The following is a 17,215-nucleotide window of genomic DNA, read 5'->3' on the forward strand; positions in this document are numbered from 1 at the left end:
CTCGTGCCGCCCGAAAGCTTGCCGATCCTCCAATGGCTCGGTATCAAAACGTCAAAATCACTATGATGAACCACTAGTCACGTATCGGCTGGGGCCATTGCGCTGGCAGCCTCGCGACGATGGGGCGACCGGGCCGTCGTTATGTCACCGGGCCCGGATTGAACAGCGCAAGCGAGTTGGTGAGCTTCCAGTGTTCGGCCCAGGTCTCGCGGCCGCTCGCCACGTCAAGCATGAGACGGAAGAGTTCCCAGCCGACGTCCTCAATCGTCGCATCGCCGGTCGCGATGCTGCCGGCGTCAACGTCGATCAAATCGTGCCAGCGTTGCTTCAAATCGCTGCGCGTCGAGACCTTGATGACCGGCACGGCGGCAAGCCCGTAGGGCGTGCCGCGGCCGGTGGTGAAGACGTGCAGCGTCATGCCCGAGGCCAATTGCAACGTACCGCAGACAAAATCGCTTGCCGGCGTTGCCGCAAAAATCAGCCCTTTTTGGCTTACCCGCTCACCCGGCGCGAGCACGCCTGCAATCGGACTGGTGCCGGACTTGATCACCGAACCCATCGCCTTTTCGACGATGTTGGAGAGGCCGCCCTTCTTGTTGCCCGGCGTGGTGTTGGCGCTGCGGTCGGCCTCGCCGCCGGCGAGATAGCGGTCATACCAGGCCATCTCGCGCACCAGCGCGTCCGCAACGTCCTGATTCGCCGCGCGCGGCGTCAGCAGATGGATGGCGTCGCGCACTTCCGTGACCTCGGAAAACATCACGGTAGCGCCGGCGCGCACCAGAAGATCAGCAGCAAAGCCCAGCGCCGGATTGGCGGTCACGCCCGAGAACGCATCGCTGCCGCCGCATTGCATGCCGACCACCAGTGCCGACGCCGGGCAGGTTTCGCGGCGGCGCTGGTTCAATATCTTGAGGCGCGCGTCGGCCATCTGCACGATGTCCTCGACGATCTCGCCGAAGCCGGTGAAGCCTTCGTCCTGCATGCGCATGATTTCGTCGTCGGCGCTCATGCCCTCGGGCAGCAACAGTTCAGGTTGAAGCTTCTCGCAACCGAGCCCAACGATCATCACCTCGCCGCCGAAATTGGGATTGCGGGCAAGATTCTGCAGTGTGCGGATCGGCACGGCGGCACCCGGCGCGTTGATCGCGACCCCGCAGCCATAGGCATGCGTGATCGCCACCACGTCGTCGACGTTGGGATATTTCGGCAACAGCTCCTTGCGAATCCGGTCCAGCGCGAACTCGACCGTGCCGGCGACGCATTGCACGCTGGTCGAGATCGCGAGGATGTTGCGGGTGCCGACTGAACCGTCGGCATTGCGATAGCCTTCGAACGTATAGCCTTCCAGCGGCGGCAGCCTGATCGCGCCGCCGTTCGGCGTCGGCAGATTGTCGAACGACGGCGCGTCGGGCATCTTCACCAGCGATTCCTTGACCCAACTGCCGCGAGCGATCGGCGCTGCGGCACGACCGATGACCTCGCCATAGCGGCGAATGATTTCGCCCTGTCCGATATCTTCGAGGGCAACCTTGTGGCCTTGCGGAATCTGTTCGACCAGCCGCAAACCGCACGCGAACTCAGCACCCGGCTGCAGGCCTCCGCGGTTCGCGACGATCGCGACGTTATCGTCCGCGTGCATGCGGATGTAGAGCGGTTTCGCGGTGACAGGCTGCATGTCGAATCCTTGTTCACGGGCGGCATCAGGCAACGCGTAACTGCGCCGCATGATCGAGGCAATCAAGGTCAAACCGCTCACGCGACCAACCGGCTCTTCGGACACGAAGCCGGCGGTTATGAGCTCGGCCGCCGGTTGTATGGGGAATTAATCCTACGCCGACGAGGGGTGCTGGCTGGAATCAATAGTCAAATAATATTACTAGTCAGAACCAATCTTCCGTGAAATATTGCCCGCGCTGCCGCCAATGGACAGCTCAAAAGGTGCCCTGATACTGATTTCGGGGATGCAGGCACCTGAACAACATTCTTGGGAGAATGCGCCTCATGACCTCCAAAGCCTTCCTTGTGGCCACAGCGCTGGTCGCCATCACCCTTTCGCTTCCCGCAACCGCCGCTGAACTCACCGTCGGCTTTTCCCAGATCGGCTCTGAATCCGGCTGGCGGGCGGCGGAGACGTCAGTCTCCAAATCGGAGGCCACCAAGCGCAAGGTCACGCTCAAGATCGCCGACGCCCAGCAGAAGCAGGAGAACCAGATCAAGGCGATCCGTTCCTTCATCGCGCAAGGGGTCGACGCCATCTTCCTCGCGCCTGTCGTGTCGAGCGGCTGGGACGCGGTGTTGAAGGAAGCCAAGGAAGCCAAGATTCCGGTCGTGCTGCTCGATCGCGACATCGATCCCTCGGGCAAGGAGCTCTATCTCACCGCCGTCACCTCGGACAGCGTGCACGAAGGCGCCGTCGCCGGCGAATGGCTGGCGAAGGCCGTGGCCGGCAAGGCATGCAACGTCGTCGAACTGCAGGGCACGGTCGGGGCGAGCGTCGCGACCAACCGCAAGAAGGGTTTTGACAGCGTCGTCGCCAAGAACGCCAATCTCAAGGTGGTGCGCAGCCAGACCGGCGACTTCACCCGCGCCAAGGGCAAGGAAGTGATGGAAAGCTTCATCAAGGCCGAAGGCGGCGGCAAGACGATCTGCGCCGTCTACGCCCATAACGACGACATGATGGTCGGCGCGATCCAGGCGATGAAGGAAGCCGGCCTGAAGCCGGGCAAGGACATCCTGACGGTGTCGATCGATGCGGTGCCCGATATCTTCAAGGCGATCGCTGCCGGCGAAGCCAATGCCACCGTGGAGCTGACGCCGAACATGGCAGGTCCGGCGCTGGACGCCATCATGGCCTTCAAGGCGAAGGGAACGGTGCCGCCGAAGTGGATCCAGACGGAGTCGAAGCTCTACACGGCCGCTGACGATCCGCAGAAGATCTACGACAGCAAGAAGGGCCTCGGCTACTGATCAGCCGGCGCCACGCCGCCGGGTCTCAAGCCAGCCCCGGGGCCCGGCGGCAAAAGCCTTCTCGACGAATCCGCCTCACGAGGCGAACATGCCGGGCGTTCGCGTTGACGCGAACGTCGGTGGGAGTGATGCCGGCATGAATGCAAATTCCGACCCTGGCCCCGCTTTGTTGGAAGTGCGCGGCCTGAGCAAGAGTTTTGGCACGCTGCGCGCCCTGCAGGAGGTGGATTTCACCTTGCGGGCCGGCGAAATTCACGCGCTGCTCGGCGAGAACGGCGCGGGCAAGTCCACTTTGATCAAGGCGGTGACCGGCGTCTTCCCGCGCGACGCCGGTATCGTCAGGCTCGGTGGTGCCGAGGTCGCGCCGCGCTCGGCCAAGGCCGCGGTCGATGCAGGGATCGCGACCGTCTATCAGGAGGTCAATCTGCTCCTGAACCTGTCGGTGGCGCAAAACCTCTATCTCGGCAGGCAGCCGACGCGGTTCGGGCTGGTGCGCGAGGCCGAGATGCGCCGCTGCGCCACCGAACTGCTTGCGGAGTTCGATCTGCATATCGACGTCGCCGAACCCCTCGGAAACTATTCGGTCGCGGTTCAACACATCGCCGCGATCGCGCGCGCTGTCGACCAGTCGGCGCGGGTGCTGATCCTCGACGAGCCGACCGCGAGCCTCGATCGCCACGAGGTCGAGATCCTTTTCGCTGTCATGCGCAAGCTCGCGCTGCGCGGCATCGGCGTCGTCTTCGTCACGCATTTTCTCGATCAGGTCTATGAGATCTGCGACCGCATCACGGTCCTGCGCAACGGCCGGCTGATCGGCGAGCGGGCGACCGCCGAGCTTCCGCGGATCGAATTGATCCGCATGATGCTCGGCCGCGAGCTTGCCGAGACGACCAGTGAGCGCGCGGCGGCGCAGGTGCGGCAGGTCGGCGAGATCTGCGCGCGCTTCGAGGGCTATGGCAAGGCCGGCTATGTCGCGCCGTTCAATCTCGCGCTTCGCCGCGGCGAGGTGGTTGGGCTGGCGGGCCTGCTAGGTTCGGGGCGCACCGAAACCGCGCGGCTGGTGTTTGGCGCCGAGCGCGCCGACAGCGGCAGCGCCAGCGTCGACGGCAAGCCGGTCCGGCTGCAATCGCCGCGTGATGCCGTCGCCCATGGCTTCGGTTATTGCCCCGAAGAGCGCAAGACCGAGGGCATCATTGCCGATCTCACCGTGCGCGAAAACATCGTGCTGGCGCTGCAGGCCAGACGCGGCCTCGCCAAACCCCTGTCTCGCTCCGAGCAGGAGGAGATCGCGATGCGTTTCATCCAGCTGCTCGACATCCGCCCGCCGGAGCCGGAGCGGCCGATCGGGTTGTTGTCCGGCGGCAACCAGCAGAAAGTGCTGCTCGCCCGCTGGCTCGCCACCGCGCCGCGCCTTCTGGTGCTGGACGAGCCGACCCGTGGCATCGACGTCGGCGCCCACGCCGAGATCATCCGCCTGATCCGCGAATTGTGCGACGACGGCCTGGCGCTGCTGGTGATTTCTTCCGAGCTCGATGAGATCGTGACCTATTCGGACCGGGTGATCGTGCTGCGCGATCGCGCCCATGTCGATGAGCTGGAAGGGGAGGCCATCGACGTCTCCAATATTCTTGCGGCGATTGCTCTCGCCGGCACCGCCGGAGCGGAAGCCGGGCCATCATGATGCCAAGCCTGCTGCAAACAAGTCTGCTGCAAAGACTGCTGCAAGGCCGTGGCCTTGCCCAGATCGTCGCCTTGCTGGTGATCCTTGCGGTCGACCGCGCCGTCTCGCCGCAATTCTTCGATCTGCGGATGCAGGACGGGCGGCTGTTCGGCAGCCTGATCGACGTCTTGAACCGCGGCGCACCGGTCGCGCTGCTGGCGCTGGGCATGGTGCTGGTCATCGCCACGCGGGGCATCGATCTATCGGTAGGCGCGGTCATGGCGATATCAGGCGCGATTGCCGCCAGCCTTGCCGATGCCCACGGCCTACCGCTGGCGCTCGCCGCAGCCCTCGGCACCGGGCTGTTATGCGGGCTGTGGAACGGCTTTCTCGTTGCGGTGCTCGGCATCCAGCCGATCGTCGCCACCTTGATCCTGATGGTGGCCGGCCGCGGCGTCGCGCAGCTTATTACCGAGGGGCGGATCGTCACCTTCACCGCACCCGACCTGGTCTGGCTCGGAAACGGCGCCGTGCTCGGCGTGCCGGCGCCGGTGGCGGTCGTGCTCGGCATGCTGATCGTCACCGGTGCGGTGGTTCGTGGCTCGGCGCTCGGCCTGCTGATCGAGGCGACCGGCGGCAATGCACGGGCGAGCGAACTGGCGGGGATCGGCACGCGCGGCATGATCCTCGCGGTCTATGTCTGGTGCGGCCTGTGCGCGGCGCTCGCCGGCGTCATTGCTGCCGCCGACATCATGGGGGCGGATGCCAACAATGCCGGGCTCTGGCTCGAGCTCGACGCCATCCTGGCGGTGGTGATCGGCGGCACCTCGCTGTTCGGCGGGCGTTTCAGCCTGGTGCTGGCGATGGTCGGCGCGCTGATCATCCAGGCCATGAACACGGGTATCCTGCTGTCGGGTTATCCGCCGGAGTTCAATCTCGTGGTGAAAGCGGCCGTCGTGCTGATCGTTCTGCTGCTGCAGTCGCCGCGCTTCGCCGATGCCGGGGCCGTGCTGGGGAGGGCCCGCCAATGAGGGGTCTGCCGCCAGCCGCGATCACGGCCATTGTTTTCGTCGTCGGATTTGCGCTCTGTACGGTGCAGTTTCCCAATTTCGCTTCCACCCGGGTGGCCGCCAATCTGCTGACCGACAACGCCTTTCTCGGTATCGTCGCCACCGGCATGACCTTCGTGATCATTTCCGGAGGGATCGACCTGTCGGTCGGTTCGGTGATCGGCTTCACCACCGTGTTCGTCGCGCTGGCGATCGAGCGCCTCGGCGTGCCGCCGCTGATCGCCTTCGCCGCGATCCTCTTGCTGTGCGCCGCCTTTGGCGCGGCCATGGGCGCCATCATCCATTTCTTCGACATGCCGCCTTTCATCGTCACGCTGGCGGGCATGTTCCTCGCCCGCGGCGCCAGTTTTCTGATGTCGACGGAATCGACGCCGATATCGGCGCCGCTCTATTCGACGGTGTCGGATTTCGCACTGCGGCTGCCCGGGGGAGGCCGGCTCACCGCCATCGCCCTCATCATGCTCGCGGTGGTCGCGGCGGGAGCCGTGCTGCTGCATTTCACCCGCTTCGGGGCCAACGTCTATGCGCTCGGCGGCAGCCGTGCGACCACGGCCCTGATGGGCATACCGGTCGGATCGATGACGGTGCGCATCTACATGCTGTCGAGCGTCCTTGCCGGGCTCGCCGGCATTGTGTTCTCCTTCTACACCGCGGCGGGCTACTCGCTGTCGGCCGTCGGCGTCGAACTCGATTCCATCGCGGCCGTGGTGATCGGCGGCACCCTGCTGACCGGCGGCCAGGGGTCGGTGGTCGGCACGTTGCTCGGCGTGCTGATTCAGGGTCTGATCCAGACCTACATCAATTTCGATGGAACCTTGTCGAGCTGGTGGACCAAGATCGTGACCGGTGTTCTTCTTTTCGCTTTCATTGCCCTGCAACAGGCCATGCTGGGCATCGCCCGCCGCGCCGGCCCTCGTAAGGCAGGAGTCCTCACATCATGACGTCCCGGCTTGTCGTCATCCCGACGCGGCGCGCGCATTCCAACCACGCCGAGGTTGCCCGCAGCATCGGCGTCGACATCATCGCCGGCCGTTACGCCGAAGGCGGACGCCTTCCCGGCGATGCCGAACTCACGGCGATGTTCGGCGTATCGCGGCCGGTGTTGCGCGAGAGCGTCAAGACCCTGGTTGCGAAAGGTCTGCTCACCACCAAGGCGCGGGTCGGCACCGTGGTGCGCGAGCGCGGCGCCTGGAACATGTTCGACGCCGACGTATTGGCCTGGCATCTCGATGCCGGCATCGACCGGCGCTTTCTCAACGATCTTGCCGAAATCCGGCTCGCGGTCGAACCGCGCGCCGCGGCGCTCGCGGCTGGCCGGCGCTCGGAGGCCGACATCGCAGAACTGCGCCGGAGCATGGCGCGAATGCGGGCGGAGGCCTCCGACTCCGTTGGTTTTGCCGATGGCGATCTTGCCCTGCACCTGGCCGTCGCCAACGCCTCCGGCAATCTGTTCATGCGTTCGATCGGCAACGTCATCGAGGCGGCGTTGCGCGCTTCGTTCCTGCTCAGCGCGCCGGTCGAAACGCAGGACCGCGAGACGGTGCTGTCGTGGCACCAGCGCATTGTCGATGCGATCGAGAGCGGCGATGCCGAGGCAGCCAGCGCCGCCATGATCGAGGTGATCCACAATGGATTGCGCCGTCATGAGGGAACGCCGGCATCATCCGGCGCTGCGCCTGCGGCCCCCACGGCAGTCGAGTCTGGAGAGCAATCATGAGTCCGCTTCGCGTCGCCATCGTCGGCTTCGGCAAGATCGCGCGCGACCAGCATGTGCCGGCGATCGCCGCGACCGACGGCGTGGAGCTGGTTGCCGTTGCAAGCCGCAATGCCTCGCTTCCCGGCGTGCCGCATGCGGCGACGCTCGATGAACTGCTGCGCGACGGCCCGCCGATCGACGCGGTGGCGCTGTGCACCCCGCCGCAGGTTCGCCACGCACAGGCGGCGATGGCGCTTGCCGCCGGCAAGCATGTGATGCTGGAAAAGCCGCCGGGAGCCACAGTAGCTGAAATCAATCCGCTGGTGACCGCTGCGAGGGCCGCGCAACGCACGCTGTTCGCCACGTGGCACTCGCGGTTCGCACCCGCCGTCGAGCCGGCGCGGCAATTGCTGGCCGGCCGGCAGGTCACATCAGTCAGAATTGCCTGGAAGGAAGACGTGCGGGTTTGGCATCCCGGACAGGCCTGGATCTTTGAGGCGGGCGGGCTCGGCGTGTTCGACCCCGGCATCAACGCGCTTTCGATCCTGACGCGCATCCTGCCGCAGCCATTGTTCGTGACGTCGGCGGATCTTGCGTTCCCTGCCAATCGCGACGCGCCGATCGCCGCTACGCTTGCGCTCAGCGATGCGCAGGGGCTGAAGATCACAGCCGAATTCGACTTCCGCCAGACCGGCCCGCAGAGCTGGGACATCGATCTCGACACGGATGGTGGCCCGGTCACCCTGTCCATGGGCGGGGCAAGGTTGCGGGCAGGGGGCAAGCAACTCGTCGATGCCGCGGACGCCGAATATGCCGGGCTCTATCACCGCTTCCGCGAACTGGCCGCAACCGGCGAGTCCGACGTCGATCTCGCGCCGCTCCAGCTCGTCGCCGACGCGTTCCTGCTGGGACGACGCCGTACGGTGGAGCCATTCGAGGAGGCGGCATGAACGTGTCTTCCATTCCTCATGTCGCGCGTTCCACCTTCGGACTGCTACCCGACGGCACCGAAGTCGAGCGCGTGACCTTGCAGGCTGCAGATGGACTGGAAGCGCGCATCATGACCTATGGCGCGTCGCTGCAGGCATTGCTGGTGCCGGATGCCGCCGGTCGCCGCGACGACATCGTGCTCGGTCATGAGACGTTCGAGGGATATCTCGCCCGCCGGCAGTTCTTCGGCGCAACCGTCGGCCGCTATGCCAACCGCATCGCCGGCGCGCGCTTCATGCTCGACGGGACCGAGGTGCAACTCGCGGCAAATAACGGGGTCAATGCGTTGCATGGCGGGCTGGAGGGGTTTGATCGCCGCAACTGGCGGATTGTCGCGATCGAGGACGGGGACCATCCGGCCGTGACGCTCGCATATACCAGCGCCGATGGCGAGGAGGGGTTTCCCGGCACGCTGGACGTGGAGGTGACCTGGCGCCTTGCCGGACCGATGGAGCTCCGGCTCGACATGACAGCGCGGACCGATCGCCCCACCGTCGTCAACCTTACCAACCACAGCTTTTTCAACCTGGCCGGTGCGTGCTCGGGCCGGAATATTCTCGATCACCACCTCACCGTGGCGGCGGATCATTTTCTTGCCATCGATGCCGGCGCGATCCCGCTGCCGCAGCCGGCCTGCGCGGTGACCGATACGCCATTCGACTTCCGCGCGGGCGTCGAGGTCGGCGCGCGGATTCGCAACGACCATCCGCAGCTCCGCGTTGGCCGCGGCTACGATCACAATTTCTGTCTCGGCCCGGCAAGCGGCGAACCTCGCTTTGCCGCGCGGCTGGCTGAGCCTGCGTCCGGTCGCGTGCTCGAACTGTTCACCAACCAGCCCGGCCTGCAGGTCTATTCCGGAAACTTTCTCGATGGCTCCACCGGCGGAAAGGGTGGCCGCCTTTACCGGCAGTCCGACGCCGTCTGCCTCGAGCCGCACGCGTGGCCCAATACGCCCAATCGGCCTGACTTCCCGACCGCACGGCTTTCCCCGGGCGAGGTCTATCGCCACACCACACTGTACCGCTTCACGCATGCGATCCAGGGCGCAATCGAGACACAATCCGCGGTAGAGTTGCCTGAGGGAGCGGGGCGATGAGCGGCGGCTGCGAAATGGAAGAGGTACCGACGAACGTTCTCTGTGGCGAACGGTGCCATCTTGGCGAGGGACCAACCTACGACGCGACCACCGAAACGGCCTGGTGGTTTGACATCGTCGAACGCCGGCTGTTCGAGGCGCGGCTCGACACCGGGCGGATCACCATCCATTCGCTCGATGTGATGGGGAGCGCGCTTGGGCGGATCGACGCGCATCGACAGCTCCTCGTCGCCGACGATGGCCTCTATATCCGCGAGCCGGCGGACGGGAGGATGACACTGTTCCGTCCGCTCGAAGTCGACAATGCCGCGACGCGTTCGAACGATGCAAGGGTTCATCCGTCCGGCACCTTCTGGATCGGCACCATGGGCCGTCAGGCCGAGCGGGGGCTGGGCGCCATCTATGCGCTGCATCGCGGTGAGCTGTCGCGCCTTTATGACCAGATCACGATCCCGAACGCGATCTGCTTCTCGCCGGACGGGACTATCGGGTATTTCGCCGACACAGGGAAGAACGTGCTGTTCCGCGTCGATCTCGACGCGGCGACCGGCCTGCCGCGCGGCACGCCCGCCGCGCTGGTGACCCGGCGGGGTGACGGCGGCATCGACGGCGCGGTGGTCGATGCCGACGGATTGATCTGGAATGCGCGCTGGGGCGGCGGCTGCATCGATGTTTACAGCCCGCAAGGCGAGCATCTGCGCACGCTGCGCGTCCCGGCACGGCAGGCGAGTTGTCCTGCCTTTGTCGGGCAGGATTTCTCACGCCTGCTCGTTACCTCGGCCTGGCAGGGGATGGCGGAGGATGCGAAACGCGCTGATCCCGATCATGGCCGCACCTTCGTGCTCGATGTTGCCGCGCACGGCCGTCCTGAACCAGACGTAAAACTTGCAACGGGTTGATGGAGGAAGACGAGGCGCGCGCAAACGCGCAGAATGACTGAGTTTCAAGAGCCGCATTCAGCGGTCTGACGATCCAGGAACCATAGATCCTCGATGATCAAAGGGAGTGAAGCATGACTAATCTGAAGACTACATTGTCGGCCGTTGCGCTGGCAGCAACTATGGCCGCAGCGGCGGTGACCGGCGCTTACGCCCAGAGCAAGGGAACCGTCGGCATCGCCATGCCGACCAAATCGTCGGCACGCTGGATCGACGATGGCAACAACATCGTCAAAATCCTGAAGGAGCGCGGCTACGGCACCGACCTGCAATATGCCGAGGACGACATTCCGAATCAGCTCTCGCAGGTCGAGAACATGGTGACCAAGGGCGCCAAGGTGCTGGTGATCGCGGCGATCGACGGCACCACGCTGTCGGACGTGCTGAAGCAGGCCAAGGCCAAGGGGATCACGGTCATCGCCTATGATCGATTGATCCGTGACACGCCCAATGTCGACTACTACGCCACTTTCGACAATTTCCAGGTCGGCGTGCTGCAGGCGCAGTCGATCGAGCAGGGGCTCGGGCTGAAGGAAGGCAAGGGGCCGTTCAATATCGAATTGTTCGGCGGCTCGCCGGACGACAACAACGCCTACTTCTTCTACAATGGCTCGATGTCGGTGCTGCAGCCCTATATCGACAGCGGCAAGCTGGTGATCGGCAGCGGCCAGAAGGGCATGGACAAGGTTTCGACCCTGCGCTGGGACGGCGCCACCGCCCAGGCACGCATGGACAACCTCCTGAGCGCATTCTACGGCCGCAAGCGGGTCGATGCGGTGCTCTCTCCCTATGACGGCCTGTCCATCGGCATTCTCTCTTCGCTGAAGGGCGTCGGCTATGGCAGCGGCAACATGCCGATGCCGGTCGTCAGCGGCCAGGATGCCGAGGTGCCGTCGATCAAGTCGATGCAGCGCGGTGAGCAGTATTCGACCATCTTCAAGGATACCCGCGATCTCGCCCGCGTCACCGCCGACATGGTGGACGCCGCCCTCAGCGGCAAGGAAGTGACCGTCAACGACACCAAGACCTACAACAACGGCGTCAAGGTGGTACCCTCCTATCTCCTGAAGCCTGTCGTCGTCGACAAGAGCAACTGGGAGAAGGTGCTGATCGACGGCGGCTACTACAAGCGTTCGCAGTTCGACTGAACGGAACGGCGGCGCCGGCGATCACCGGCGCCGCCACCTGCCTGTATGCGACCGCAGCGAGATAGACAGACAATGGATGTGATGGCGCGATGACCGCAATTCTCGAAATGCGCGGCGTAAGCAAGAGTTTTTCCGGCGTGCAGGCCCTGCGCGATGTGAACTTTACGGTGGAGGCGGGACAGATCCATGCGCTGGTCGGCGAAAATGGCGCCGGTAAGTCGACCCTGATGAAGGTTCTCAGCGGCGTCTATCCCTACGGCGATTATGAGGGCAGCATCATCTTCGACGGCGAGGAGCGGCGCTTTCGTGACGTCAATGATTCCGAAGCGCTCGGCATCATCATCATCCACCAGGAACTGGCGCTGATTCCTTTGATGTCGATCGCGGAGAACATCTTCCTGTCGCATCCGCCGTCGCGTCTTGGCGTGATCGACCGCGATACGGTCTACCGCCGGACCCAGGAACTGCTCGCCCAGGTCGGCCTCACCGAGATGCCCGATACGCTGGTGACGGACCTCGGCGTCGGCAAGCAGCAATTGGTTGAAATCGCCAAGGCCTTGTCCAAGCGTGTGCGACTATTGATCCTCGACGAGCCGACCGCCAGTCTGAACGAGAACGACAGCGCTGCATTGCTGGATCGCCTGCTTGCGTTCCGCGCCCAGGGCATCGCCTCGATCCTGATCTCGCACAAATTGTCGGAGGTGGCCCGCGTCGCCGACCGGATCACGGTGCTGCGCGACGGCCGCACGGTCGACAGCATCGATTGCCGGGCCGAGCCGGTGGAAGAGGACCGGATCATCCGCAGCATGGTCGACCGCGACCTTGCCCATCGCTTTCCGCAACGCACGGCCACGATCGGGACACCGGTCTTCGCCGTCCAGGACTGGACGGTGTATCACCCGCAACATCGGGAACGCCGTGTGATCAAGGGCGTGGATTTCGAGGTCCGGCGCGGCGAGGTGGTCGGGATCGCCGGGCTGATGGGGGCCGGCCGTACCGAATTCGCCATGAGCCTGTTCGGCCGTGCCTGGGGAGACCGGATCAGCGGACGTGTCTGGCTCGATGGAAGGGAAGTCAACCTGTCGAGTGTGGCGGCGGCAATCGATGCCGGCCTCGCTTACGTCACCGAGGATCGCAAGCAGCTTGGCCTGATCCTGGACAGCGACGTCCGCAAGAACATCACGCTGGCAAGCCTCGGCCGCGTGGCGCGGCAGGGCATCATCGATGACATGTCCGAATTGCGCGTTGCAAGCGACTATCGCAACCGGATGCGGATCCGCTGTTCCGATGTTTATCAGGAGACCGGCCAACTCTCCGGCGGCAACCAGCAGAAGGTGGTGCTGTCGAAATGGCTGATGACCGATCCGAAAGTGTTAATCCTCGACGAGCCTACGCGCGGCATCGATGTCGGGGCAAAATACGAAATCTATTGTATCATCAACGAGCTTGCCGAGGCGGGCAAGGGGGTGGTGATGATCTCGTCGGAAATGCCGGAACTGCTCGGCGTCTGCGACCGCATCTGCGTGATGAATGATGGCGCCTTTGTCGGGGAATTCGCCGCCGCCGAGGCCACCCAGGAAAGGATCATGCGCGCCATCATGCGCAACAAGGAAATGGACAAGAAGGTACTTCAGGGAGATTTGCGGCCATGACCGACAAGGCAGTTGCGCTGCCCGGGCACACCGGTTTCATCAAGAACAATTTGCGCAGTTACGGCATGCTGCTGTCGCTGTTTGCGATCATGCTGTTCTTCCAGGTCATGACCGACGGCACCCTGCTGCAGCCGCTCAACCTGACCAATCTGGTGCTGCAGAACAGCTACATCGTGATCATGGCGCTCGGCATGCTCTTGATCATCGTTACCGGTCATATCGACCTGTCGGTCGGCTCGGTCGCGGGCTTCGTCGGCGCCGTCGCCGCGGTGCTGATGGTGCGCTATCACATTGCCTATCCGCTGGCCTTCGTCGCCTGCCTGCTGGTTGGCGCGCTGATCGGCGCCGCGCAAGGCTATTGGGTTGCCTACTTCAAGATCCCGTCCTTCATCGTGACGCTGGCGGGCATGCTGGTATTCAAGGGGCTTGCGCTCGCGATCCTGGCAGGCCAGTCGGTCGGACCGTTCCCACCGACCTTCCAGAAACTGTCCTCGGGCTTCATTCCGGAACTGTTTCCCGGCGCCGGCACGCTCTATCCCACCTCGCTGTTGATCGGTGCCGTACTGGCGGTGGCTTTGGTCTATACCAGCGCCAAGAGCCGGGCGCGGCAGGCCTCGCACGGCATCGAGGTCGAGCCCTTTGGCTTCTTCGTCGCCAAGAGCACGGTGCTGTTCGCCGCGATCGTGTTCTTCGCCGGCCTGATCGCCTCGCATCGCGGCCTGCCCAACGTGCTGGTGATCATGACGGCGCTGATCGCGCTCTATGGCTTCGTCACCACCCGCACCGTGATCGGCCGCCACATCTATGCCATCGGCGGTAACGCCAGGGCAGCAAGCCTGTCCGGCATCAAGACCGAACGGCTGACGTTTCTGACCTTCGTCAACATGGGGGTGCTGGCCGCACTCGCCGGCCTCGTGTTCGCCGCGCGGCTCAATACGGCGACGCCAAAGGCCGGCGCCGGCTTCGAGCTCGATGTCATCGCGGCCTGCTTTATCGGCGGCGCATCCGCCTATGGCGGTGTCGGCCGGGTCGGCGGCGCGGTGATCGGGGCCATGATCATGGGGGTCATGAACAACGGCATGTCTATCCTCGGCATCGGCATCGATTACCAGCAGGTGATCAAGGGGCTGGTGCTGCTCGGCGCCGTCTGCCTCGACGTCTATAACCAGCGCCGATAGGGCACCGGCGGCTCTGCCGGGCTTCGTTCGCATCCACGACGAGAGGACGCTGATGATGCCGGATCGCCTCGGCAACAACCGCTGCGACTCGCTGCGCAACATCGTGCGCGGTCCGAGGGGGGCGCTGTTGTTTCTCATGCCGGGCTCCGGCAGCACGCTGCGCATCAACGGCCGCGCGCATGTCTCGGCCGAGCTGGATCTGCTCGCCTCGTTCAAGATGGAGGGCAAGGCGCCGCGCACCGTCATCGTCATGACAGTGGAGGAGGTTTACTTCCAGTGCGCGCGCGGCAGACGATGTGGTGATGCGCTGATATCGCATCGCGATCTGGCAGCCGATGGTGTCAGGCCTGGCGGATCACCTTTTCTGCGCATTTGAGAAAGTTCCGGACCAGCGGATTGAGAGAATCCCGGCGCCAGCAAACCGCGACGTCGATGGCATCGTCGGCGTCGAGAAAGGGCCTGAACACGACACCGGTCGGGCATCCGAGCTGGGCGCAGGCGGGAAGGATCGCCATGCCCTCTCCGGCAAGGACGAGGCTGAGCGCCGAATGCGCCGTCTCGACCCGGTTCGCGACCGGCATGCTGACCTGATGCCGCCGGAGCAGCGATGTCACAACGGAGGTCGCTGGATCCTCGGCAGGCCCGGGCAAACTGATCAGCGGGCGGCCCTGCAGCTTTCTCACCGGCACGGCCGCCGCGCGCGCCAGCTGCGAACCGGCCGGCATGGCCAGCATCAATCGCTGCTTTCCGATCGTGGAGACCTCAATCTCGCTGTGGCGAATGGCGGGCATGCACAGCGCGACAGTCACGCTGTGATCCAGCAGCCGCGCCTCACGCGTCGATGCGCTCAGTTCGATGAACTCCAGATCGACCTTGGGAAGGGACCTTCGGAGTTCCGGAACGAGCCTCGGCAACACGGCGTGGGCCAGCGCGAACATGTAGCCGACCGACAATCTTCCCCGCCGCCCCGCCGCCACCGCGCGGGCTGCCTCGAAGCCTTCAGCCGTCAGGGCCAGCGCTTCACGCGCGCGCGACAGCAAGGCGCGACCGGCCGCCGTCAGCTCCATTCCCCGCGTGCCGCGGCGAAACAGCGGGGTTCCTACTTCCGATTCCAGTTTGCGGATCTGGACCGATAATGGCGGCTGCGCCATGCGCAGGCGGACGGCCGCCCGGCCAACGCTGCGCTCTTCTGCGACGGCAACGAAATAGCGGAGACGCCGGAGGTCCATTTTTGCCATACCGAACTCGTATGGGTGAGTTGTGCGATGGTATTGGACGGAGAGTCAATCTGGATGTCATCCTTGCGTCATGCGACCCTGGGGACTTTAGCGCGATGAGCGATGAATTGTGCTTCCTGCCTGCCACTGAACTTCGCGCGCGGATTGTCCGCAAGGATGTTTCACCGGTCGAGATTACGCGTGCCGTTCTTGCGCGTGCCGAGCGAATGCAGCCCGAATTGAACTGCTTCATCACGCTGTGCGGCGATCAGGCGATGGCCGAAGCGAGGAAGGCGGAGCGTGAAGTCATGGCCGGGGGGCAGCTCGGCCTGCTTCACGGCATTCCGTTCACCGTGAAAGATATTATCAACACCAAGGGGGTGCGAACGACTTTCGGGGCGATCCCCTACAAGGACAACGTTCCTGACCATGATGCGGTCGCCGTGGCGCGAATGCGGGCAGCGGGTGCCATCCTTATAGGCAAGACCACGACGCCGGAGTTCGGCACCAAGTGCCTGACGGATTCGCCGCTGTTCGGCCGCACACGCAATGCCTGGAGTGGCGCGCGCTCGAGCGGTGGTTCAAGCGGGGGGGCGGCGGTTGCGGTTGCCAGCGGCATCGCGCCGCTTGCCATCGCGACAGATGGCGGCGGCTCGACGCGGATTCCGGCGGCCTGCAACGGGGTGGTCGGGCTGAAGCAAAGCAACGGCGTTATTCCCCACAGTCAGGTGCAGGATGCGTTCGGCAACCAGACCTACGTGACCCCGATGACGCGCACCGTCGCAGACACCGCCTTGATGATGCAGGCGATATCGGGAGAAGACGCGTCCGATCCGTGGTCGATCGGATTTTCGCAATGGAATTTTGTCGAAGGATCGGCGCCAAACGGCGATCTGCGCGGGCGCAGGATTGCATTCTGCCTCGCGCCGCTCGGCCGGCCGGTTGCGGCCGATGTCGTCGCTGCATTCAAGGTCGCGCTTGCCAGGCTGGAGGCCCTCGGGGCCGAGGTCGAGGAAATGTCCGCTGACGGATTTGAGGTGGAGCCGATCTGGCGCGCCATCAATCACACCGTCTGGCGCGCGCGGTTCGAGAAGCTTGCGGCCGATCATGGCGGCGAGCTGAGCGAGACGTTCATGAAGCAACTGGCGCTGGCCACGAAGGTCAGCGGTGTTGACTATCAGCGGGCGATGTTTGACCGTGCGGCGCTGTTCCGGCGCGTTCAGACATTGTTGCAGAGGGTCGATATTCTCGCGATGCCAACCATCACCCGAACCGCGCTTCCGATCGACCAGGACCTGTTCGGCACGATAGAAATCGACGGGCGGGTATTCAGCGACGTGCGGCCGAGCTGGTTTCCCTGGACAATGCCGTTCAACATGACCGGTCATCCCGCCGTCAGTCTGCCCTGCGGCTTCGATACGGACGGCCTGCCGATCGGCATCCAGTTGGTCGGGCAGTTCCGTGGAGACGTCGAATTGCTGCGCGTCAGCGCGCTGTTTGAGGCCTCGCAAGATCTTCTCGGCCGCTGGCCGAACCTGGCCAGCTAAGCGAAAATGCGGCTGCCATCACACTTGATCGCTGACAAGGGACTGGCTGCTTACAA

14 protein-coding genes and 1 pseudogene are annotated in these 17,215 nt (G+C 64.4%); 13 read left to right on the top strand and 2 right to left on the bottom strand.

Annotation, left to right across the window (positions count from 1 at the left end; translation table 11 throughout):
- Nucleotides 1-139: 139 nt before the first annotated feature.
- The gene (garD, locus tag JQ624_RS18925; protein ID WP_212420583.1) at nt 140-1,675 is read right to left on the bottom strand and encodes a galactarate dehydratase; all 1,536 of its coding nucleotides are present in this window, start codon (nt 1,673-1,675) and stop codon (nt 140-142) included.
- A gap of 326 nt (nt 1,676-2,001) precedes the next feature.
- On the opposite strand from garD, the gene ytfQ reads away from it, so the two are divergent.
- From ytfQ to JQ624_RS18985, 12 genes and pseudogenes are all read left to right on the top strand, one after another.
- Complete coding sequence (gene ytfQ / locus JQ624_RS18930) at nt 2,002-2,967, top strand: galactofuranose ABC transporter, galactofuranose-binding protein YtfQ (RefSeq protein WP_212420425.1); 966 nt, start codon at nt 2,002-2,004, stop codon at nt 2,965-2,967.
- Nucleotides 2,968-3,103: 136 nt separating this feature from the next.
- On the top strand, nt 3,104-4,648 hold the full coding sequence (locus tag JQ624_RS18935; RefSeq protein ID WP_212420426.1) for a sugar ABC transporter ATP-binding protein: 1,545 nt from the start codon (nt 3,104-3,106) through the stop codon (nt 4,646-4,648).
- The gene (locus JQ624_RS18940) at nt 4,648-5,658 is read left to right on the top strand and encodes an ABC transporter permease (protein ID WP_212420584.1); all 1,011 of its coding nucleotides are present in this window, start codon (nt 4,648-4,650) and stop codon (nt 5,656-5,658) included. Before JQ624_RS18935 ends, JQ624_RS18940 begins: the two co-directional genes overlap by 1 nt.
- Nucleotides 5,655-6,638 (top strand): galactofuranose ABC transporter, permease protein YjfF, encoded by a 984-nt coding sequence (gene yjfF / locus JQ624_RS18945; RefSeq protein ID WP_212420427.1) that lies wholly within the window; start codon nt 5,655-5,657, stop codon nt 6,636-6,638. The genes JQ624_RS18940 and yjfF overlap by 4 nt, the downstream gene beginning before the upstream one ends.
- A complete protein-coding gene (locus JQ624_RS18950) occupies nt 6,635-7,414 on the top strand; it encodes a FadR/GntR family transcriptional regulator (RefSeq protein ID WP_212420428.1) in 780 nt (259 codons plus the stop codon). Before yjfF ends, JQ624_RS18950 begins: the two co-directional genes overlap by 4 nt.
- Nucleotides 7,411-8,343, top strand: coding sequence for a Gfo/Idh/MocA family protein (locus JQ624_RS18955; RefSeq protein ID WP_212420429.1), 933 nt, complete (start codon nt 7,411-7,413; stop codon nt 8,341-8,343). Before JQ624_RS18950 ends, JQ624_RS18955 begins: the two co-directional genes overlap by 4 nt.
- Nucleotides 8,340-9,479 carry an aldose epimerase family protein gene (locus JQ624_RS18960; protein WP_212420430.1) on the top strand — a complete coding sequence of 380 codons (1,140 nt, stop codon included), beginning with the start codon at nt 8,340-8,342 and terminating at the stop codon, nt 9,477-9,479. The genes JQ624_RS18955 and JQ624_RS18960 overlap by 4 nt, the downstream gene beginning before the upstream one ends.
- 14 nt (nt 9,480-9,493) lie before the next feature.
- On the top strand, nt 9,494-10,378 hold the full coding sequence (locus tag JQ624_RS18965; protein ID WP_212420585.1) for an SMP-30/gluconolactonase/LRE family protein: 885 nt from the start codon (nt 9,494-9,496) through the stop codon (nt 10,376-10,378).
- Between the two features lie 113 nt (nt 10,379-10,491).
- Complete coding sequence (gene chvE / locus JQ624_RS18970; RefSeq protein WP_283816933.1) at nt 10,492-11,565, top strand: multiple monosaccharide ABC transporter substrate-binding protein; 1,074 nt, start codon at nt 10,492-10,494, stop codon at nt 11,563-11,565.
- 89 nt (nt 11,566-11,654) lie between these two features.
- Complete coding sequence (gene mmsA, locus JQ624_RS18975; protein ID WP_212420431.1) at nt 11,655-13,217, top strand: multiple monosaccharide ABC transporter ATP-binding protein; 1,563 nt, start codon at nt 11,655-11,657, stop codon at nt 13,215-13,217.
- A complete protein-coding gene (mmsB, locus tag JQ624_RS18980) occupies nt 13,214-14,395 on the top strand; it encodes a multiple monosaccharide ABC transporter permease (RefSeq protein ID WP_212420432.1) in 1,182 nt (393 codons plus the stop codon). Before mmsA ends, mmsB begins: the two co-directional genes overlap by 4 nt.
- A 13-nt stretch (nt 14,396-14,408) precedes the next feature.
- Nucleotides 14,409-14,681: pseudogene (locus JQ624_RS18985) on the top strand (pyridoxamine 5'-phosphate oxidase family protein); the annotation flags it as partial.
- Between the two features lie 55 nt (nt 14,682-14,736).
- On the opposite strand, the gene JQ624_RS18990 reads toward JQ624_RS18985, so the two are convergent.
- Complete coding sequence (locus JQ624_RS18990; protein WP_212420588.1) at nt 14,737-15,624, bottom strand: LysR family transcriptional regulator; 888 nt, start codon at nt 15,622-15,624, stop codon at nt 14,737-14,739.
- Nucleotides 15,625-15,728: 104 nt separating this feature from the next.
- On the opposite strand from JQ624_RS18990, the gene JQ624_RS18995 reads away from it, so the two are divergent.
- Nucleotides 15,729-17,159, top strand: a complete 1,431-nt coding sequence (locus JQ624_RS18995; RefSeq protein WP_212420433.1) for an amidase — start codon at nt 15,729-15,731, stop codon at nt 17,157-17,159.
- Nucleotides 17,160-17,215 lie beyond the last annotated feature (56 nt).

Source organism: Bradyrhizobium sp. AUGA SZCCT0283, assembly GCF_018130385.1.
GTDB lineage: Bacteria > Pseudomonadota > Alphaproteobacteria > Rhizobiales > Xanthobacteraceae > Bradyrhizobium.

Bases quoted from the DNA above. Each gene is read 5' to 3' on its own strand.
- garD (WP_212420583.1), bottom strand. From the start codon at position 1,675: ATGCAGCCTGTCACCGCGAAACCGCTCTACATCCGCATGCACGCGGAC.
- ytfQ (WP_212420425.1), top strand. From the start codon at position 2,002: ATGACCTCCAAAGCCTTCCTTGTGGCCACAGCGCTGGTCGCCATCACC.
- JQ624_RS18935 (WP_212420426.1), top strand. From the start codon at position 3,104: ATGAATGCAAATTCCGACCCTGGCCCCGCTTTGTTGGAAGTGCGCGGC.
- JQ624_RS18940 (WP_212420584.1), top strand. From the start codon at position 4,648: ATGCCAAGCCTGCTGCAAACAAGTCTGCTGCAAAGACTGCTGCAAGGC.
- yjfF (WP_212420427.1), top strand. From the start codon at position 5,655: ATGAGGGGTCTGCCGCCAGCCGCGATCACGGCCATTGTTTTCGTCGTC.
- JQ624_RS18950 (WP_212420428.1), top strand. From the start codon at position 6,635: ATGACGTCCCGGCTTGTCGTCATCCCGACGCGGCGCGCGCATTCCAAC.
- JQ624_RS18955 (WP_212420429.1), top strand. From the start codon at position 7,411: ATGAGTCCGCTTCGCGTCGCCATCGTCGGCTTCGGCAAGATCGCGCGC.
- JQ624_RS18960 (WP_212420430.1), top strand. From the start codon at position 8,340: ATGAACGTGTCTTCCATTCCTCATGTCGCGCGTTCCACCTTCGGACTG.
- JQ624_RS18965 (WP_212420585.1), top strand. From the start codon at position 9,494: ATGGAAGAGGTACCGACGAACGTTCTCTGTGGCGAACGGTGCCATCTT.
- chvE (WP_283816933.1), top strand. From the start codon at position 10,492: ATGACTAATCTGAAGACTACATTGTCGGCCGTTGCGCTGGCAGCAACT.
- mmsA (WP_212420431.1), top strand. From the start codon at position 11,655: ATGACCGCAATTCTCGAAATGCGCGGCGTAAGCAAGAGTTTTTCCGGC.
- mmsB (WP_212420432.1), top strand. From the start codon at position 13,214: ATGACCGACAAGGCAGTTGCGCTGCCCGGGCACACCGGTTTCATCAAG.
- JQ624_RS18990 (WP_212420588.1), bottom strand. From the start codon at position 15,624: ATGGACCTCCGGCGTCTCCGCTATTTCGTTGCCGTCGCAGAAGAGCGC.
- JQ624_RS18995 (WP_212420433.1), top strand. From the start codon at position 15,729: ATGAGCGATGAATTGTGCTTCCTGCCTGCCACTGAACTTCGCGCGCGG.